The following is a 17,269-nucleotide window of genomic DNA, read 5'->3' on the forward strand; positions in this document are numbered from 1 at the left end:
GCCGTCGAGCACGGCGGCTCACCCACACCCCACCCGGCAGTACGCAACTCCGAAGGGAGATCGGCGATGAACGATCTCTTCACCTGGGCGGCCCTCGGCAGCCTCACCGGTGCCAGCGCCGCGACGCTGCTCACCACGAACGTCATCGGCGGACTCATCGGCCCCAGCGCCGACAAGGCCCGCAAGTGGATCGCGCTGGGCATCGCGCTCGCGCTGTCGTACCTCACCGCCGCCTTCGCCACCGACGCGGGCGCCGAGAAATGGATCATCGCGTTCTTCAACGGCCTGGTCATCTTCTCCGCCGCGCTGGGCATCAACCAGCTGCCGCCGGGCAACCGGCAGGCCACGCCGATCCAGCTGGCGCAGGGCAACGAGCCGCGGTTCATCCGCTCCTGGGCCTGAGGGGAGCCGGAGATGGTCTTCGGAATCCTCAGCGCCGCCGTCCACGTCGCCACCGGCGCCGTACTCGGCCAACTCCTCGGCGGCGGCGTCGGGCTGCTCGTCGGCGCGGGCATCGGGCTGCTCGTCGGCACGGTCTTCGGCTGGGCCGTCGCCGCGGCCGAGGTCTACGCGGCCAGCCCGCGCGGGGTGTTCCTCTTCATCGTGGATCACACCTGGAGCCTGCTGAACACCCTCGTCGGCGCGATCTATCTGGCTCTGCACCTGGTGTTCGGGCACTCGCTGGACCGGGTCACCTCCCGGCACAGCTGCCGGGTGAACGTGGTCGAAGGGGTCTCTCCCCGCTACGCCACCACGCTCGGCACGGTCTGCGCCGGCTCCGGTCCCGGTATCCAGCGCCACGAGGACGTGCACATCTTCCAGGCCCGGCTGCTCGGTCCGCTGTACATCCCGCTGGTCGTGGCCAACTACGTGCTGTTCACCATCGCGCCGATCTGGCTGCTCTACCACGACCACACGGGCGCACCGATCAACCGCTTCACCCGGTACTTCGAGATCGGCGTCTACCCGCACGTGTGGAACGAGGCCATCGCGTACCGGATCCAGGGGACGCCGCCGCGATGACCGACGACGGTCCGATCCGCACGGCCACCGCCGAGGTGACGGCGTGGTTGGCCGGGACGGTGGGAGACACCGTCCCGGTCGGCCCGCCACGGCCCGATGCCGACCCGGGCCGGTTGACCCTGTGGCCGCTGGAGATCCGGCCGGCCCGGCAGACCCGGGGCACCGGCAGTGGACCAGAACCGTACCGGTTCACGGTGCGCTACCTGCTGGCCGCCGGTGGCCCGGAGTCCCTGGCCGCACTGGACCGGGTGCTCGTCGCGGCCACCGCGGCGGACGGTCGCACGCTGGTGCTGGAGGCCGGCGACCCGGCGCTGTGGGCGGCCTTCGGCGCGCCGCCCCGGCCGGCGGTGCTCATCGACGTGCCGGTGCAGGTCACCCACCCGACCCGGCCGGCCGCACCGGTGCTACGACCGCTGCGGCTGCGGCAGCTGGAGATGGTGTCCCTCGACGGACGCGTCGTCGGTCCGGCCGAGCAGCCCCTCGCGTCCATGCGGGTCGAGGTCGTCGGCCAGCCGTACGCGACACGGACCGACTCGGCCGGACGTTTCCGGCTCGTCGGCGTCCCCCACGACCCGGACCGGCCGGCACCGGTCCGACTCCGGCTCACCGGTCGAGGGCAGGTGCTCACCGCCGAGATCGACCCGGCCGAACCCGACATCGTCATCGTCTGCGCGCCACCGACACCCTGATCCGCCGACCCGACCCGCACGGGAGGAACCGATGCCCACCTACTTCTCGCCCGGCATCTACGTCGAGGAGGTGCCCAGCGGTGCCCGGCCGATCGGACCGGTCGGCACCAGCACTGCGGCCTTCGTCGGCGTCGCGCCGGACCGCACCGCCCATCTCGGTGCGGCCCTCGCGGTGAACAACTGGACCGACTTCCTCCGCCTGTACGCCGACGGTGACCAGTTGGAGAGCACACCGCTGGCCCGGGCCGTCTTCGGTTTCCTGGACAACGGTGGCACCCGCTGCTGGGTGGTCAACGTCGGTGAGGGCGGCGCGGTCTCCGGCACCGGCCGCAAGCGTGCCGGTCTGGACCTGCTGGAAGCGGTCGACGAGATCTCCATCCTGGCCGCGCCCGGCTTCCACGACCCGGTCTCCCACGAGGCGCTGCTGAGCATGGCCGAGCGCACCCGCACCATGGTCGCCATCTGCGACCCGGCGCCCGACATCGACGACATCTCCGCCCTCACCCGGGTCGCCACGCCCGGTTCGGGCCGCTCGGCGAAACCGGCCGACACCACCGAGCCGGACACCCCCGCCGGTTCCGGCGGCGGAGGCGGCGGGAGTGGTCCGGTGGCGCACCGACCCCGGCAGTCCGACTTCGGCGCCCTCTACTACCCGTGGCTGCGGGTCCGTGACCCGCTCAGCGGCGAGTTGGTGCTCACCCCGCCGAGCGGGCACGTGGCGGGCATCTGGGCCCGTACCGACGCCCTGCGCGGCGTGCACAAGGCGCCCGCCAACGAGCCGGTACGCGGCGCGGTGGATCTGGGCCACCTGGTCACCCGGGCCGAGCACGACGTGCTCAACCCCCGCGGCGTCAACGTCATCCGTTACTTCCCCGGGGAGGGCATCCGGGTCTGGGGCGCCCGTACCCTCGCCGCCGAGGCCAGCGAGTGGCGTTACCTCAACGTCCGGCGCCTCTCCATCGCCATCGAGCAGGCCATCGCCAACGGCACCCGGTGGATGGTGTTCGAGCCGAACGACTACACGCTGTGGCGGTCCATCCGGCGGGACATCGGTGCCTTCCTCACCCGGGTGTGGCGCGACGGTGCGCTGTTGGGACGCACGCCGGAGGAGGCGTTCTTCGTCAAGTGCGACGAGGAGACCAACCCGGCCGACGTCCGGGACGCGGGGATGGTGGTCGCCCACATCGGCATCGCCGTGGTCAAGCCCGCCGAGTTCGTGGTGTTCAAGCTGAGCCAGTGGGCCGGCGGCACCGAGACCGAGACGATTGGAGGCTGACATGCCGACCACGGCCACCCCACAGCCGGGCACCCCGGTCGACCCGTACCGGGCGTACAACTTCAAGCTGCTGGTGAACGGGGTGACGAACGGCCACTTCACCGAGGTCAGCGGCCTGGAGGTGAACATTCCGGCGGTGCCGTACCGGGAGCAGGGCAACGACCGGATCCGGATGGTCCCGGGCCAGGTGGAGTACGGGCCGGTCACCCTGCACTTCGGCCTCACCGCGTCGCGGGAGCTGTGGGACTGGGTGCACGCGGTCGCCCGAGGTACGGTCAGCCGCCGCAACGTCTCGGTGGTGCTGCTCGACGCCGCCGGCACGGCGGAGGTGCTGCGCTGGAACCTGATCAACGCGTGGCCGACCAACTGGCGTGGCGCCCACCTGAACACGCTCGGGCAGGAGATCGCCATCGCGGCACTGACGCTGCGCTACGAGAGCCTGGAACTGGAGGCCGGTGGTGCCGCGCCGACGCCCGCGTAACTGGCTGGCCGATCGCCTCCGAGCCGCGGCGGCCGCGGTGGACCGTCTCGCCGGTGCGGTCGACGCCACCGCCCCGGTGCCACCGATCGGATCGTCCGGACGGTCAGGCACCGTCGGTCGGACCGTCGCATCCGTCACCACCGGGCCCGATGATCGGCCTCGGCGACCGGGGCAGCCGCCCGAGCACTGGCTGCGGGTGGTCACCACCCACGCCCCCGGTCTGCTGCGGGACCTGGCCCTCGCCCCGCCGGCAGACGTCGTGTCCGCGCCGGACCGCGCGTACCACCAGGGGTCTGCCGGCCACGGGCCGGACGGTGTCGGCCGACCGGACGCGGATCCAGCCGGCCCGTCGGGCGAGATACGCGCGGACGGTCCGGAGCATCCACCCGTCACGTCGGTCGACCCAGCCGGGCGGTACGTTCACCGACCCGGCGCGACGGCCGATCCCGCAATGGCCGCCGACGCGAACCCGTGGTCGGCCGATCACCGCCCGGCCTCCGGGCCGGCACCCGCCACCCACTCCCCCACGTCCTTTGCTCTGCTTCACCCCACGCATCACCCGACGTCCGGTATCCGGACATCGACCGGTGCGCCGATTGAAGCAGAGCAAAGGGACCACAGGGGAACATCCCGGCTCGGTCCGGAGACCCCCGGACCCGGCGGTCCGGGCGAGCCAGTCGGTCCGGGTGGGCCGGACGATCCGGGTGGGCTGGGCGACGTTCGCCAGCGGTGGCGCGGTGCGACCAGGGGCCGGGAAGCGCAGGAGGCGGCGACAGCCGTGACGGATACCCACGACGGGGCTGCGGCGCCCGCGCCGGATCGAGGCCCGGCCGAGCCGGTGTGGAGATCGACGGGGACGGACCGGGCCACGACCAGGGCCCGGTTCCGCATCGTTCCGCAGCGGCCCGGAGCAGCTCCGGCCACGACCCGGCCCGCGCTTCCGCACGCCCCGGCACCCCGGCTCACCGGCCCGGCCCCGCACACCGGCCCCGCGAGCCCGCACGTCGAGGCAGCTGGCGAGCCGCGCCCGACCGGGGCCGTACCGGAGCACCGCGCGGTGCTCCGGTTGGTGGCCGAACATCAGCGGACAACCGACATCGGCCTGCCGGGCGGGGACGGCTGGGCGGGACACCGGATCCGACCCGGCGCCAGCCCCAACAGGCCTGTCACCGGCGATGGACGCTGGCCCGGCAGTGGGCTTCCCACCGGCGACGGACGCTGGCCCGTGGGCGCGGACCTGCGCTGGCCGGAACTGGAGTCGGCACCGCCGCCGCGCGGTGGGCGTACCGCGCCCGACCCGTGGCCGGCCCTGCCCGACGACCAAGCACTGTGGACGGTTTCCGAGCCGGTCGGCGGCGACGGGCATCGGATGCGGCGGCTCGACGGGGAACAGGCGGGTGGCTGATGCAACGGGTGGCCTTCCTCATCGACAGCGGCGAACGGATCGACTGCCTGCTCAACCCCGAGACGGTGCAGGTGACCCGCCTCGCCGGGGTGCGTCAGCGGGGTGGCGCCGACGGTCAGCTCACCGGCGTCGGGCTGGCCGACGACCCACTGCTCTTCACCGGCGGCGGCCGCACCGAACTCGTGCTGGACCTGCTCTTCGACATCGACTTCGCCGAGGGGCAGGTCCGCCCCACCGACGTGCGGGCGCTCACCCGACCACTCTGGATGCTGGCCGAGAACTCGGCGGTGGAACACGGCTGGCTGCGGCCCCCGCTGGTGCGGATGGTCTGGGGCAAGACCTGGAACGTGCCCGGTGTGATCGTCGCGGTGGCGGAGCGCTTCGACGCGTTCACCGCCACCGGCTCCCCGCGTCGCTCGTGGCTGCGGCTCAAGCTGGTCCGGGTGGCCGAGGACGCCCGCCGCGCCGAGGAGGGTTTCGCCGAGGAGCTGTCCGCCGCGCAGACCCCCACCGTCGCCCCGGGCACTGCCGTGGTGGCCGCCGGCGACGGCACCGCCGCCGACACCTCGGGCGTACGCTTCGACCTGCTCGCCCACGACGCGCTGGGCTCTCCGCTGCGGTGGCGGCTGCTGGCCGAGCACAACCGGATCACCGACCCGCTGGCCGTGCCCGCCGGCACCGCGCTCGCCGTACCGCCGCTGCCGGGCACCGCGCCGTCGGGAGCGAGCGCCGCCGACACTTCGGGGAGCGGATCGTGACCGCCGCCGCGCCCCGGGCGCTGACCGTGCTGCTCGGCGGCAGACCGCTGCCCGACGCGGTGACCGGCCAGGTCACCTCGGTGCGGGTCGCCGCCCGCCTGAACCTGCCCACCCAGTGCGAGGCCACGCTGCGCACCGGGCCCGGCACCGCCGCGCTGACCGGACCGGTGCGGATCGGCGCGAGCCTGGACGTCCGGCTCGACGGGCACCCGGAGGCGCTGTTCACCGGGGAGGTCACCGCCGTCGAGGTCGAGTACGCCGCCGACGGTACGGCCGTCCTGCGGGTTCGCGGGTACGACCTGCTGCACCGGCTGCGCAAGCGACAACGGATCCGGGTCTTCGAGTCGGTCACCGCCGCCGAACTGGCCACGGAACTCTGTGCCGACCTGGGGTTGCGCGTCGAGGCGGAGGTCGACGGCCCGCACCTCGACCGGCTGCCCCACCACCGGCCCAACGACCTGGACCTGCTCGTCGAGGTGACCGGCCGGGCCGGGCTGCACCTGATCCTCGACGGCGACGTGCTGCGACTGGTCACCCTGGACGGCTACGGCGAGCCGATCGCCCTGCAACTGGGCCGCGACGTGCACGGCCTGCGGTTGTCGGTGAACGCCGACAGCGCCGCCGGGGAGAGCGCGGTGCTGGGCTGGCACCCGCAGCGCGCCGAACCCATCGTCCAGCGGGTGGACACCCCTCGTTGCGGGCGCCGCACCCCGACGGATCCCGATCCGGCCAAGGTCGGCGCGGACGGCCCACGTACCGCCCTGGACCAGCCGGGGCGTAGCGACGACGAGATCGCCGCACTGGCCCAGGCTCGGCTCGACACCCGGGCCGCCGCCCTGGTCACCGCCGACGGGACCGCCGAGGGCACGCCCGCGCTGCGGCCCGGCCGGCGGATCCGGCTGACCGGGGTGGCCGCGCCGGTGGCCGGCACGTACGTGGTGACGGAGGTGGTGCACACCGTCGACGCCAACGGTCACCTGAGTCGCTTCTCGACCATGCCGCCGCCGGCGCCACGTTCCGGGTCGCCGGCACCGGCGGTGGTCACCCTCGGCACCGTCACCGACGTGTCCGACCCGGACGGTCTGGGCCGCGTGCGGGTGGAACTGCCCGCCTACGGCGGGGCGGACGCCGGCTGGCTGGCGGTGCTGTGCCCGGGAGCCGGCCGGGGCAAGGGGCTTGTCGCGTTGCCCGATCCGCAGGACAGCGTGCTGGTGGCGCTGCCCGGTGGTGAGCCGACCTCCGGCGTGGTGCTCGGCTCGCTGTTCGGCACCGTCGAGCCGTACGACACCGGGGTCGACGACGGGCGGGCCCGGCGTTGGTCGCTGCGTACCGCCGGTGGTCAGCAGGTGGTGGTCGACGACGTGACGCGCAGCCTGCGGCTGAGCACCGACGCCGGCAGTTGGCTGGAACTGACCCCGCAGCTGGCCACCCTGCACGCCGCGACGGATCTGGTGCTGTCCGCGCCGGGTCGGGCGATGGTCGTCCGGGCCCGCAGCGTCGACTTCCTGCACGCCGAGGCCGTCGAGGACCCGCAGACCGCCGCCGAGCAGGCCCGGGCGCTCGCCCGTGCCCACCACGAAGGAGGCAGCTGATGCGTTGGATCCACCGCGACTCGGTGATCAGGTGCAGCCACGACGGCCGGGTCCGCAACCGGGCGTCCCAGGGCTGGGTCACGGTGGCCGGCGTACCGGTGCTGGTGGCCGACGACCCGAAGGGACGGGAGATCGTCGCCTGTCCGAACTACGGCGCCACGGTCAAGCCGTGCACCGGCACCGAGGCGGTGCGGGCCGGCTACAGCGACTGGGTGCGCGTCGGCGGCCGACGGGTCGTGCTGTCGCACCTGTCCGGGTTCACCAACGGCAGTCCGCCCGGCCAGTTCACCTACCGGGTGCGCGATCCCCGGCAGCGTTTCGTGGGGGCCGACACGTGAGGGCGATCCGGTTCGTCGGTGCCGGCTTCGACCCGGGTCAGGGCGGTGGGCTCGGATTGACCGCGGCCGGCGGCCTGGCGATGACCGACGGCGACGAGACGGTACGCCAGGCACTGTTCCTGCTGTTGTCGACCACGCCGGGCGAGCGGCTGATGCGCCCCGGGTACGGCTCCCGCCTGCACCGGCTGGTCTTCGCGCCGAACGACGACACCACCGCCGGGCTGGCCATCCACTACGTCCGCGCGGCCATCGCGCGCTGGGAGCACCGCATCGACGTGCTCGACGTCGACGCCGGACCGGATTCCGACGACCCGTGGCGGCTGGTGATCCGGCTGGACTACCGGATCCGGGCCAGCCTCACCCCCGGTCAGCTGGTCTTCTCGGTCGACCTGCTGCCCGCCGACGACGACCCGCCCGTCGGGCCGAGCACCGGCCCGGACACCGAGGAGCCACGATGACGCTGCCCGTGCCGCACCTGGACGACCGGAGCTTCCTCGACCTGGTCACCGAGGCCCGGGACCGGATCCGGCAGTCCTGCCCCGGGTGGACCGACCTGTCCGCACACGACCCCGGTGTCGCGCTGCTGGAGGCGTTCGCGCACCTCACCGAAGTGATGATCTACCGGCTGAACCAGTTGCCGGAGAAGGCGTACGTCGCCTTCCTCAACCTGCTCGGGGTGAGCCGACACCCGCCCGCGGCGGCCTGGGCGGACGTCCGGTTCACCCGCACCGGCGGCGACGAGGCCCCGCTGCGGATCCCCGCCGGCACCCGGGTGGCCGCCGCCCGGGGGGCCGACCCACGGCCGGTGGTCTTCGTCACCTGCGAACCGGCACTGCTCGCCGCAGGGCAGCGCGAGGTGACCGTCCGGATGCACCACTGCGAGCCGGTGGAGGCGGAACTGCTCGGTGTCGGCACCGGGCAGCCGGGGCAGGTGCTGCGCGCCGGGCGGGCGCCGCTGGCGCGTACCGCCGAACCGCTGGACCTGCTGCTCGGGGTCGAGGTGCCGACCGGTTCGGTGGAGCTGGGTGCCGCGGCTCGGGAGCACGACGGGCGCACCTTCGAGATCTGGCGCGCGGTGGACAGCTTCGCCGGGCTCGGCCCGCAGGACAAGGCGTACCTGGTGGACCGGTGCTCCGGCACGGTGACCTTCGCACCGGCGCTGGACCTGCGGGTCACCGACGACGGGACGGCGCAATCCGGCGATGGCGCGGTCGCGGCGGTGCCACCGGCGGGCCGGCAGGTCCGGTTGTGGTACCGCGCGGGCGGCGGACCGGCCGGGAACGTGGCCGCCGGCACCCTGACCGGCCTGCGTGATCCGCTGCCGGGGGTGAAGGTGGTCAACCCACTGCCGGCGGCCGGTGGCCGGGAGATGGAGGCCATGGAGTCGGTGCTGCTGCGCGGGCCGTACGCCTTCTTCGCCCAGCAGCGCGCGGTGACCGCCCGGGACTTCGAGGTGCTCGCCACCGCCGCCGGTGGCGTGAGCCGCGCCCGTGCCTTCACCCGGGCCGCCGTCTACAGCTTCGCCCGCCCCGGCGAGGTGGAGGTGGTGCTGGTGCCGCACGTGCCGGACGGCGCGCGGCCCGGTGGCCAACTGCCGGTGGCGGTGCTGCGGGAACACGAGGTCGAGGAGGTCCGGTTGCGGGTCGAGGCGGACCTGGAGCGCCGCCGTTCGCTGGGGACCGCCTGCCGGGCCAGCTGGGCGCGGTACAAGGCGGTGTCGATCCGGGCCCGGGTGGTGGTCCGCCGGGAGGAGGACGTCGAGGCGGTACGCCGGCGCATCCACGACCGCCTGCACCAGACACTCAGCCCGCTGCCGAGCACGCTCAACCCGACCGGCTGGGCGTTCGGCGAGCCGCTGCGGGCGTCCAACGTGTACCGCCTGCTGGAGCACGCCGAGCCGGGGGTGCGCTACGTCGAGTCGGTGCGGTTCGAGGTCGACGAGACACCGGACAGTCACGTGCGTACCCTCGCGGCCGACCAGTACCAGCCGCGCACCTGGTACGCCGGCAGTGGGGCGGTGCTGTTCCGCTCGACCAACGCGGGGGCCGGTTGGGAGCCGGCGGGACGCTTCGACGACGGGGAGACCGTGCAGCGGGTGGTGCCGGCGCCCGCGCCGGTGCGACCGGGCATCGTGCCCCGGGCCGGTTCGGTGGCGGTGGCGACCGTCCGCAGCGACGGCGGCTCCCGGGTACACCTGAGCACGGATCTGGGCGAGACCTGGTCGCTGCTGGCCGACCTGGACTCGCGGGTCGGCGATCTGGCCTGGATCGACCGGGACGGCGCGGGTGCGCTGCTGCTCGCCACCGACACCGGCCTGTACGAGGTGTCCCTGCTGCCCGGTTCGGTGCCGTTGCAGATCCTGGTCGACCCCGCCGACGCCGACCGGGGCTTCTACGCGGTGCGGGCGTTCGTCTCCGAGCGCGGCGCGGCCGGGGTGGCGGTGGCCGCCCAGGCCGGTTTCGGGGTGTACCTGTCCGGCAACGCCGGCCGCCCCGGCAGCTTCAGCCACGTGGGTCTGGCCAACGTCGACAACCGGGTGCTCGCCGTGCAGTACGACGGACCGGCCACCCTGCTGTGGAGCGGTACCGGTGAACCGGATCCGAAGCGACCCGGCCAGGGCTGCTTCCGTGCCCGGCTGTTCGAATCCGACGTGAAGTGGCAGGCGCTGTCGGCGGGCTGGCTCGGCGGCACCTGCCGGGATCTCGCCTTCAGCGGTCCGCTCGCGCTGGCCGCGACGCAGAGCGGCGGGGTGCTGCGACTGGACACGCTGTCCGCGCAACCGCAGTGGATGTCGGTGTCGGTCAACTGCGGGCTGCCGCTGCGCGACCGGACCCGGTTCATGCCGGTCGACGCGGTCGCCGCGACCGGCCCGGCGGACCGCCTGGTGCTGGCCGGCGGGGAGCGCGGCGTGCACCGCAGCGGCGACGCGACAGAGTGGTCGGCCAGCGCCAACCAGGCCACCGCCGACGTGGTGACCGTCCCGGACACCTGGCTGCTCTGCTCCGGCGAGCACGACATCGAGGTGGTGCGGCAGGATGCGACGAGCGGGCATTGAGCGGCTGCTGCCCACGGCCTACCAGCAGGCGGCCGGGCCGGGCAGCGTGCTGGGGGCGCTGCTGGACGTGATGGAGGCGTTGCACGCCCCGGACGAGGCGGTGCTGGCCGAGGTCGACGCGCTCTTCGCGCCGTACCGGGCACCGGCGCCGATGGTGGCGTACCTGGCCCGGTGGGTGGCGATGGACCACCTGGTCACCGCGCCCCGGCGGGACGTCCCGCTGCCGCTGCCGCTGAACCGCCTTCGGGATCTGGTGACGCACGGTGCCGCGCTGGCCGCCTGGCGGGGCACCCCGGACGGTCTGCGTACCGCCCTGGAGTTGGCCACCGGAGTCACCGGATTCGTCCTCGACGAGCCAGCCGACCGGCCGTTCCACCTGGTCGTCCGGGTGCCCCCGGCCGCCGCCGACCAACTGGCCCTGGTCGACCGGATCGTGGCGGCGGAGAAGCCGGCCGCCGTCACCGCCGAGGTCACGGTCGGCGACGCCCCGGCCGAGCGGGCGGTCGGGCGGGCCAGCGTGCCGTCACCCGTCGTCGCACCGTCATCCTCCGTTTCCGCTCCCGAGGAGCCGTCATGACCACCGAATGGACCGTTGTCGCCGCCGCCGAGCAGTTCACCCTGGACGCCCGCAACGCCGGTGAGCTGACCTTCACCGTCTCCAACCCGGGCGTCGCGCCGGACACCGTGGTGTTCGACGTGGCACCCGGCGAGGGCAGCCAACGGCCGTGGTTCACCGTCACCGAGCCACAGCGGGTGGTACCCGCCCAGGGTTCGGTGTCGTTCCTGGTCCGCCTGGCCGTGCCGGCGGGCACCCCACCCCGGCGCTACGACATGACGGGGTTCGCGTACTCGGCGAACACGGCACCGGAGGAGAGTTCCCGCTCCAGTGGCCGGGTCACCTACGAGGTACGCGCGGTGGCGCCGCCGAAGCGTACGCCCTGGCCCTGGATCGCCGCGGCCGCGGCGTTGGTGCTGATCGTCTCGGCGGTGGTGGTGTTCCTGGTGGCTGGCGGAGACGAGCCGCCACCGCAGGCGCGGGTGGTGACCGTCGAGGCGGAGACCCTGGCGACCGGGGCGCGGGTCGAGTCGCCGTCGGGTTCCGGGGCCACCGTGCAGGTGCAGCAGAACTGTTGCGAGGTGACCTGGTCGCAGGACGCCCAACTGTTCTTCCTCGGTCGTGCGGTGAACGACCGGCTGACCGTCACGGTGGCGCTGCCGGCCGAGGCGACCTGGCAGTTCTCCGCCGTGCTGACCACCTCGTTCGACTACGCCAACACGGTCTTCCTGATCGACGGCCGGCAGGTCGGCGACCCGTTCATCGGCTTCAGTCCGAAGGTGCGGGTCACCGACTGGGTCGACGTGGGTCGGGTACGGCTCGGCCCCGGCACGCACGAGATCACCCTGGTCGTGATCGGCAAGACGCAGAGCACGAACCGCTACTTCGCCGGCGTCGACCAGTTGCGGTTCACCGAGGTCGGGCCGGAGGACCAGCGGTGAGCGAGCGGCAGCGAGCGAATCATCAACTCAGCGCGGCGGTGTCTCATGACGGCACGCAGCGAAGCGGAGTGCCGACATGAGCGGACAGCAGAAGGCACTGCTGGCGGCGCTCGGCGTACTGCTGGTGGTGCTGTTCGCGGTGGCGGTGGGTGCGGGCCGCGACGACCGGGGCGACCCGACGGCCCGGCATCCGCTCGTCGACCTGCTGGGCCGGGCCGGCGGCGGACGCGGCACCGTCGATCCGGCCAGCGTGGACGCGGACTGCCTGGCGGCCACCGGGCAGTTCGTCGTCGACGGCCGCTGCGAACTGCGCGTCGCCGACCCGGGTGGACTGCGCACGCTGGTCCTGCGCGGTCCGCAGGCGTTCAGCGTGCGGGCGACGGCCCCGGGTGACGCCGAGTTCACCGTCACCGACGAGGTGGAACCCGCCGCCGACGGCAGCGGCGCGGTGGCCCGCGTCGCCGTCGACCGGGCCACCACGGTGCTGGTGAGTTGTCCGGCCGGGTGCCTCGTCACGATCGCGCGGGACTGAGGCGAGGAGGCTAAATGGGTGGGCTGCGCAAGCCGTTCCTGCTGCTGGCGATGCTGGCGCTGGTGCTGGCGGTGGGCGTGGAGGTGGGCGCCGGGCTGCTGCTCGGTGGCGGCGACGCCGGCGCGGAACTGGCCGGCAGCGCCGCCGACCTCGGTGTCGAGGTCGGTGACGTACGCCAGGTCAGCGAGCCGTCCGGCCGCGGTACGGGCTATCTGGCGCTCATCGACGCGGCGGCGCTCTGGACGACCGGCCTGTTCTGCCTGGGCCTGGTGCTGCCGGAGCGGCTGCACGGCCGGATCCAGGGCGTCGCCACCCTGATCTTCTCGATCGTCCTGATCCTCGTGGCCCTGCTGGCGCTGGTGTTCGCCTTCGTCGAGCTAACGATCATGGTGTCGTTGTTCCTGGCGCCGCCGTTCGGCACGCTCGCCTACCTGGCGCTGTGGGGGTTCTTCCCGGTCGGTGAGGCCGCGGCGCTGCTCGGCCTGGTGCTGCTGCTCAAGCTCGCCTGGGCCGGGTTGCTGATCCTGGCCCAACCGAAGTTCCTGCAGAACAAGGGCCTGGTCCTGCTGATCCTGACCAGCCTGCTCGGCACGGTGGTGCTGGGGTTCCTGCACGGTCTGGTGCCGGTGATCCTGGTGAGCATCCTCGACTCCGTCGGTGCCGTGGTCTTCGCGGTCATCGCGATCGTCTGGGCGCTGGTGCTGCTGATCGGAGCGATCCCGGCGATCGTCAAGGCGGTGCGGGCCAGCGCCGCGCTGCGCGCCGAACCGGACCCGCACGGTTGAGGCGGGGGCCGCGACCGGCCGCGTCGCGGCGGGCGGCGATTACCGGACGTCCCCGGTGGCGTCCACCGGATATGGTTGCCCCGTGATCGGGCTCGGCCTGCTGTGGCACCTCGTCGGCGTACTGGCCGACGTCGGTGCCGCCAGCATGCTCTCCGGCACGGCGGCGGTGACCGGAGCACTGCTGACCGCCCTGCTGGCCGCCGCGGCCCTGATCCCCGCACTGGTGGCCGACCCCGACCTGCGGATCACCCGTCGGATGCTGCGGGAGCGCTCGGGTCGTACCGGCGTGCCCCGCCACCGTGATCCGGACGCTGCCGGCCGGGCCCGCCCCCGAGCGCCCACCACGGCGACCCTCGCGGTCGCCTGAGCCTCACCTCACCCATTTCTGCCGCTCGTCGGCGACCGCTGCTGGTGACCGTTCCTGCTCACATCAGTCGTAGTCGCACGTCGAGGGGTGTTCCATGTCCATGATCTATCACGCCATCTCCGCGATCCTGCTGTTCTGGCACAGCGCCTGGCAGCGGCTGTTCGGCGAGGCGTCCGCGCTGGGTACGGACTGGTCCTGGGTGCTGGGCATCGTCTTCCTGGTGCTCACCGTCCGGGTCATCCTGTTCCCGGTCTTCGTCAGGCAGATCCGGTCGCAGCGGGCGGTGCAGGCGTTGCAGCCGAGGATCGCCGAACTCCGGGCCCGGCACCGCGACGACCGGGAAACTCTGCAACGGGAGCTGGTCGAGCTCTACCGGGTGGAGAAGGCAAATCCGCTCATGGGTCTGCTGCCGATGGTGGTGCAGATCCCGGTGTTCCTCGGCCTGCTGCACGTGTTGCGCCATCTCAAGCCGACGATGCCGGAGCAGCTGAAGACCTTGTACGGCTGGTCGGTCACCCAGTTCGACAGCGCCTCGTCGGCCACGCTGTTCGGCGCCCCGATCGCGGGTACCTTCGGCTCCACAGGGCAGGATCTGGCCCTGCTCGGTGCCGACGGCGCCACGGTCCGGATCGTGGCCGCCGTGCTGGTCGCCACGATGGTCGCCACGACCTACCTGTCCAGCCGCCAGCTGATCCTGCGCAGCGGCTGGGCCTCGGATGCGCCGCAGCGGCTGGTGCAGCGGCTGATGCTCTACGGCATCCCCGCCTCACTGCTCGTCTCCGGGTTGATCTTCCCGATCGGCGTGATCATCTACTGGGTGACCACGAACCTCTTCTCGCTCGGCCAGCAGACCTGGATGCTGCGCCGGTACCCGCCGCCGGTCGACGGTGCCACCAGCCCGGGGGCGCGGGCCGACACGCCGAAGGCCGTCCCGAACGGAAACGGCGACGAGCCTGGCCGCCCGGCCGCACCGAAGGTCGGGGCGAAGCCGACCAACCGCCGCCGGAGGCGTGCCGCCTGAGTCGTGCGGTCGCCGCGCGGCGCATGTGCACCAGGGCAGTTCCCGATCATCGGGAACTGCCCTGGATCGTGCGGTCGACCACCATCGCGGCGGTGGTCGGCTGTCACGGACTCAGCTGATCTCGGCGGTCGTCCAGCGGGCGGAGGCGTTGGTGACCGGTGCGACGTCGCCCACCAGGGTGGTCGACGCCGCCACGTCGCGGCGTGCGCTGGTGCCGACCCAGAGATCGACGGCACCGGGCTCCACCACGCGGGTGAGCGTCCGGTCGGAGAAGGCCAACCGGGTGGTGGGCACCGTGAACGCGACGGTGACCGACTCACCCGGCGCCAGGTGGACCCGCTGGTAGCCGAGCAACTGCGCCACCGGTCGGGTCACCGACGCCACCAGGTCCCGGCCGTAGAGCTGCACCACCTCGTCGCCGGCCACCGCGCCGGTGTTGGTGACCCGCACGCTCACCGCCAGCGCCCCGTCGGTCGGCACCGTGGCCGGCACCGTCAGGTCCGTGTACCCGAAGGTCGTGTACGACAGCCCATGGCCGAACGGTGCGGCCGGCGTCGCCAGCAGGTTCGTCACCTCGTTGCCGTCACCGAGCGTCGGATGCAGGTACGAGTACGGCTGCGCCCCCGCTGACCGGGGCAGGCTGACCGGCAGCCGGCCGGACGGGTTGACCCGTCCGGAGAGCACACCGGCGATCGCGCCGGCGCCCTCCTCACCGGGGAAGAACGTCTGCACCACCGCCGCGCAGCGGCTCAGCGCCCAGTCGATCGCGTACGGTCGGCCGGTCAGCAGCACCAGGACGACGGGCCGGCCCGTCGCCAGCACCGCCTCGACCAGATCCCGCTGCACACCGGGCAGTTCCAGATCGTCCCGGTCGCATCCCTCGCCGACGGTGCCGCGCCCGAACAGGCCCGCGTGGTCGCCGACGACAAGGACGGCGACATCCGCGGCGGACGCCGCGGCGACCGCCGCCTCGAAGCCGGAGCGGTCGTCGTCGTCCACCGCGCAGCCGAGGGCCGAGGTGACGAGCTCCGGGCCGAACTCGGCGCGCAGCGCGTCGAGCACGCTCGGCACCTCGATGCCGGCCTCCACGTCGGGATGCTGCACGAGCACGTGGTTGAGGAAGGAGTAGCAGCCGAAGAGGGCACCCTGCCGGTCCGCGTTCGGTCCGATCACCGCGATCCGGCGGCCCGCCGGCAGCGGCAACGCGTCCTGGTTGGCGATCAGGACGATCGACTTCTCGGCGAGGCGGCGGGCGATCGCCCGGTGCTCGGGCGAGTCGAGGTCGACCGCCTGGACCGGCTCGTCGGTGAAGGTGGCGTCCAGCAGCCCGAGGTCCAGCTTCTGCCGCAGCACCCGCAGCACCGCCTGGTCGATCACCGACTCGTCGATCCGGCCGGCACGCACCGACTCCGCAAGGGTCAGGTACGCGTCGCCGGTGGGCAGCTCGATGTCGACACCGGCGGTCAGCGCCTGCACGGCGGCGTCCGCGTGGTCACCGGCGACCTGGTGCAGCAGGTTCAGGAACGCCACACCGTAGTAGTCGGCCACCACCGTGCCGTCGAAGCCCCACCGGTCCCGCAGCAGCCCGGTCAGCATCGTCGGATCCGCGGCCACGGGTACCCCGTCGATCTCGGCGTAGGAGTGCATCACCGAGCGGGCGTCACCGTCGAGGATCGCCATCTCGAACGGTACGAGCAGCACGTCGGCCAGCTCGCGCGGACCGGCGTGCACCGGCGCGAAGTTGCGCCCGGCGCGGGAGGCGGAGTAGCCGACGAAGTGCTTGAGGGTGGCGTGCACGCCCTGCGACTGGAGCCCGCGCACGTACGAGGTGCCCAGCGTGCCGACCAGGTAGGGATCCTCGGCGATGCACTCGTCGACCCGTCCCCAACGGGGGTCACGGATCACGTCGAGCACCGGGGAGAGCCCCTGGTGGATGCCGAGCGCCCGCATCGACGCCCCGATCGCCGCGGCCATCTCGGTGACCAGGTCGGGGTCGAAGGCGGCCCCCCACGCCAGCGGGGTGGGGAAGGTGGCCGCCTTCCACGCCGACAGCCCGGTCAGGCACTCCTCGTGCACGATCGCGGGGATGCCGAGCCTGGTCCCCGTCACCAGGTCGGACTGGAACTTCCACAGCCATGACGCCCGCGACACGGCCTCGACGGGCCGGGTGCCGTAGGCGCGGGTGAGGTGACCGAGACCGTGCCGGGAGAAGTCCTCGAGCCGGCCGATGTCACCGAACTCGCCCTGCAGCGGCGCGACGGCCTCGCCCTCGGCCTTCTCCCAGAAGCCGACGAGCTGCGCGACCTTCTCCTCGATCGTCATCCGACCGAGCAGTTCACGTACGCGCGTCTCGCCATCGGACCCGTACCGGTCGGGCCGGCCGTGGCCCGATCCTGTCTGGGCCGGCACCGGCGCCGGCCCGCCCACGACCTCGCGGACCTCAGTCATGC

General features: G+C 73.2%; 19 protein-coding genes. 17 read left to right on the top strand and 2 right to left on the bottom strand.

Annotated elements, in window-relative coordinates:
• Positions 1 to 66: 66 nt before the first annotated feature.
• The 5 genes from O3597_RS13865 to O3597_RS13885 are packed head-to-tail and all read left to right on the top strand — an operon-like array spanning position 67 to position 3,469.
• Positions 67 to 402, top strand: a complete 336-nt coding sequence (locus O3597_RS13865) for a hypothetical protein (protein WP_164450182.1) — start codon at positions 67 to 69, stop codon at positions 400 to 402.
• 12 nt (positions 403 to 414) lie between these two features.
• Positions 415 to 1,023, top strand: a complete 609-nt coding sequence (locus tag O3597_RS13870; protein WP_281604392.1) for a glycine zipper family protein — start codon at positions 415 to 417, stop codon at positions 1,021 to 1,023.
• Positions 1,020 to 1,712, top strand: coding sequence for a carboxypeptidase-like regulatory domain-containing protein (locus O3597_RS13875; RefSeq protein ID WP_164450184.1), 693 nt, complete (start codon positions 1,020 to 1,022; stop codon positions 1,710 to 1,712). Before O3597_RS13870 ends, O3597_RS13875 begins: the two co-directional genes overlap by 4 nt.
• A 31-nt stretch (positions 1,713 to 1,743) precedes the next feature.
• On the top strand, positions 1,744 to 2,988 hold the full coding sequence (locus O3597_RS13880) for a phage tail sheath subtilisin-like domain-containing protein (RefSeq protein WP_164450185.1): 1,245 nt from the start codon (positions 1,744 to 1,746) through the stop codon (positions 2,986 to 2,988).
• Between the two features lies 1 nt (position 2,989).
• Positions 2,990 to 3,469 (top strand): phage tail protein, encoded by a 480-nt coding sequence (locus O3597_RS13885; RefSeq protein ID WP_093402636.1) that lies wholly within the window; start codon positions 2,990 to 2,992, stop codon positions 3,467 to 3,469.
• A gap of 103 nt (positions 3,470 to 3,572) precedes the next feature.
• On the opposite strand, the gene O3597_RS13890 is transcribed toward O3597_RS13885, so the two are convergent.
• Positions 3,573 to 3,773, bottom strand: coding sequence for a hypothetical protein (locus O3597_RS13890; RefSeq protein ID WP_281604393.1), 201 nt, complete (start codon positions 3,771 to 3,773; stop codon positions 3,573 to 3,575).
• 921 nt (positions 3,774 to 4,694) lie between these two features.
• On the opposite strand from O3597_RS13890, the gene O3597_RS13895 reads away from it, so the two are divergent.
• The 12 genes from O3597_RS13895 to yidC all read left to right on the top strand — a co-directional run bounded on the left by O3597_RS13895 (position 4,695) and on the right by yidC (position 14,819).
• Positions 4,695 to 4,874 carry a hypothetical protein gene (locus O3597_RS13895; RefSeq protein WP_281604394.1) on the top strand — a complete coding sequence of 60 codons (180 nt, stop codon included), beginning with the start codon at positions 4,695 to 4,697 and terminating at the stop codon, positions 4,872 to 4,874.
• Positions 4,874 to 5,632: a hypothetical protein gene (locus O3597_RS13900; protein ID WP_281604395.1), complete on the top strand. Its 759-nt coding sequence runs from the start codon at positions 4,874 to 4,876 to the stop codon at positions 5,630 to 5,632. Before O3597_RS13895 ends, O3597_RS13900 begins: the two co-directional genes overlap by 1 nt.
• A complete protein-coding gene (locus O3597_RS13905; RefSeq protein ID WP_281604396.1) occupies positions 5,629 to 7,224 on the top strand; it encodes a phage baseplate assembly protein V in 1,596 nt (531 codons plus the stop codon). The genes O3597_RS13900 and O3597_RS13905 overlap by 4 nt, the downstream gene beginning before the upstream one ends.
• Positions 7,224 to 7,562, top strand: a complete 339-nt coding sequence (locus O3597_RS13910) for a hypothetical protein (protein ID WP_164450188.1) — start codon at positions 7,224 to 7,226, stop codon at positions 7,560 to 7,562. Before O3597_RS13905 ends, O3597_RS13910 begins: the two co-directional genes overlap by 1 nt.
• Positions 7,559 to 8,020 carry a GPW/gp25 family protein gene (locus O3597_RS13915; RefSeq protein ID WP_164450189.1) on the top strand — a complete coding sequence of 154 codons (462 nt, stop codon included), beginning with the start codon at positions 7,559 to 7,561 and terminating at the stop codon, positions 8,018 to 8,020. The genes O3597_RS13910 and O3597_RS13915 overlap by 4 nt, the downstream gene beginning before the upstream one ends.
• Entirely contained in the window at positions 8,017 to 10,617 is a 2,601-nt protein-coding gene (locus O3597_RS13920) for a putative baseplate assembly protein (RefSeq protein ID WP_281604397.1), read from the top strand. The genes O3597_RS13915 and O3597_RS13920 overlap by 4 nt, the downstream gene beginning before the upstream one ends.
• Positions 10,598 to 11,194 (top strand): phage tail protein, encoded by a 597-nt coding sequence (locus O3597_RS13925; protein ID WP_281604398.1) that lies wholly within the window; start codon positions 10,598 to 10,600, stop codon positions 11,192 to 11,194. The genes O3597_RS13920 and O3597_RS13925 overlap by 20 nt, the downstream gene beginning before the upstream one ends.
• A complete protein-coding gene (locus O3597_RS13930; protein WP_164450191.1) occupies positions 11,191 to 12,114 on the top strand; it encodes a hypothetical protein in 924 nt (307 codons plus the stop codon). Before O3597_RS13925 ends, O3597_RS13930 begins: the two co-directional genes overlap by 4 nt.
• Before the next feature lie 76 nt (positions 12,115 to 12,190).
• Positions 12,191 to 12,646: a hypothetical protein gene (locus O3597_RS13935; RefSeq protein ID WP_164450192.1), complete on the top strand. Its 456-nt coding sequence runs from the start codon at positions 12,191 to 12,193 to the stop codon at positions 12,644 to 12,646.
• Positions 12,647 to 12,660: 14 nt separating this feature from the next.
• Positions 12,661 to 13,431, top strand: a complete 771-nt coding sequence (locus tag O3597_RS13940; protein WP_281604399.1) for a hypothetical protein — start codon at positions 12,661 to 12,663, stop codon at positions 13,429 to 13,431.
• An 82-nt stretch (positions 13,432 to 13,513) separates the two neighbouring features.
• Positions 13,514 to 13,798: a DUF6412 domain-containing protein gene (locus O3597_RS13945; RefSeq protein ID WP_281604400.1), complete on the top strand. Its 285-nt coding sequence runs from the start codon at positions 13,514 to 13,516 to the stop codon at positions 13,796 to 13,798.
• A gap of 94 nt (positions 13,799 to 13,892) precedes the next feature.
• On the top strand, positions 13,893 to 14,819 hold the full coding sequence (gene yidC / locus O3597_RS13950) for a membrane protein insertase YidC (protein ID WP_281604401.1): 927 nt from the start codon (positions 13,893 to 13,895) through the stop codon (positions 14,817 to 14,819).
• Between the two features lie 111 nt (positions 14,820 to 14,930).
• Here yidC and O3597_RS13955 read toward each other — a convergent pair whose 3' ends face one another.
• The gene (locus O3597_RS13955) at positions 14,931 to 17,267 is read right to left on the bottom strand and encodes a glycoside hydrolase family 3 N-terminal domain-containing protein (RefSeq protein WP_281604402.1); all 2,337 of its coding nucleotides are present in this window, start codon (positions 17,265 to 17,267) and stop codon (positions 14,931 to 14,933) included.
• Between the last annotated feature and the right edge of the window lie 2 nt (positions 17,268 to 17,269).

The organism is Verrucosispora sp. WMMA2044, from assembly GCF_027497155.1.
Taxonomy (GTDB): Bacteria; Actinomycetota; Actinomycetes; order Mycobacteriales; family Micromonosporaceae; genus Micromonospora; species Micromonospora palythoicola.

Excerpts from the sequence above, each read along its gene's own strand:
- O3597_RS13910 (WP_164450188.1), top strand. The coding sequence starts at position 7,224 with ATGCGTTGGATCCACCGCGACTCGGTGATCAGGTGCAGCCACGACGGC.
- O3597_RS13865 (WP_164450182.1), top strand. The coding sequence starts at position 67 with ATGAACGATCTCTTCACCTGGGCGGCCCTCGGCAGCCTCACCGGTGCC.
- O3597_RS13885 (WP_093402636.1), top strand. The coding sequence starts at position 2,990 with ATGCCGACCACGGCCACCCCACAGCCGGGCACCCCGGTCGACCCGTAC.
- O3597_RS13870 (WP_281604392.1), top strand. The coding sequence starts at position 415 with ATGGTCTTCGGAATCCTCAGCGCCGCCGTCCACGTCGCCACCGGCGCC.
- O3597_RS13955 (WP_281604402.1), bottom strand. The coding sequence starts at position 17,267 with ATGACTGAGGTCCGCGAGGTCGTGGGCGGGCCGGCGCCGGTGCCGGCC.
- O3597_RS13930 (WP_164450191.1), top strand. The coding sequence starts at position 11,191 with ATGACCACCGAATGGACCGTTGTCGCCGCCGCCGAGCAGTTCACCCTG.
- O3597_RS13935 (WP_164450192.1), top strand. The coding sequence starts at position 12,191 with ATGAGCGGACAGCAGAAGGCACTGCTGGCGGCGCTCGGCGTACTGCTG.
- O3597_RS13920 (WP_281604397.1), top strand. The coding sequence starts at position 8,017 with ATGACGCTGCCCGTGCCGCACCTGGACGACCGGAGCTTCCTCGACCTG.
- yidC (WP_281604401.1), top strand. The coding sequence starts at position 13,893 with ATGTCCATGATCTATCACGCCATCTCCGCGATCCTGCTGTTCTGGCAC.
- O3597_RS13880 (WP_164450185.1), top strand. The coding sequence starts at position 1,744 with ATGCCCACCTACTTCTCGCCCGGCATCTACGTCGAGGAGGTGCCCAGC.
- O3597_RS13925 (WP_281604398.1), top strand. The coding sequence starts at position 10,598 with ATGCGACGAGCGGGCATTGAGCGGCTGCTGCCCACGGCCTACCAGCAG.
- O3597_RS13875 (WP_164450184.1), top strand. The coding sequence starts at position 1,020 with ATGACCGACGACGGTCCGATCCGCACGGCCACCGCCGAGGTGACGGCG.
- O3597_RS13940 (WP_281604399.1), top strand. The coding sequence starts at position 12,661 with ATGGGTGGGCTGCGCAAGCCGTTCCTGCTGCTGGCGATGCTGGCGCTG.
- O3597_RS13900 (WP_281604395.1), top strand. The coding sequence starts at position 4,874 with ATGCAACGGGTGGCCTTCCTCATCGACAGCGGCGAACGGATCGACTGC.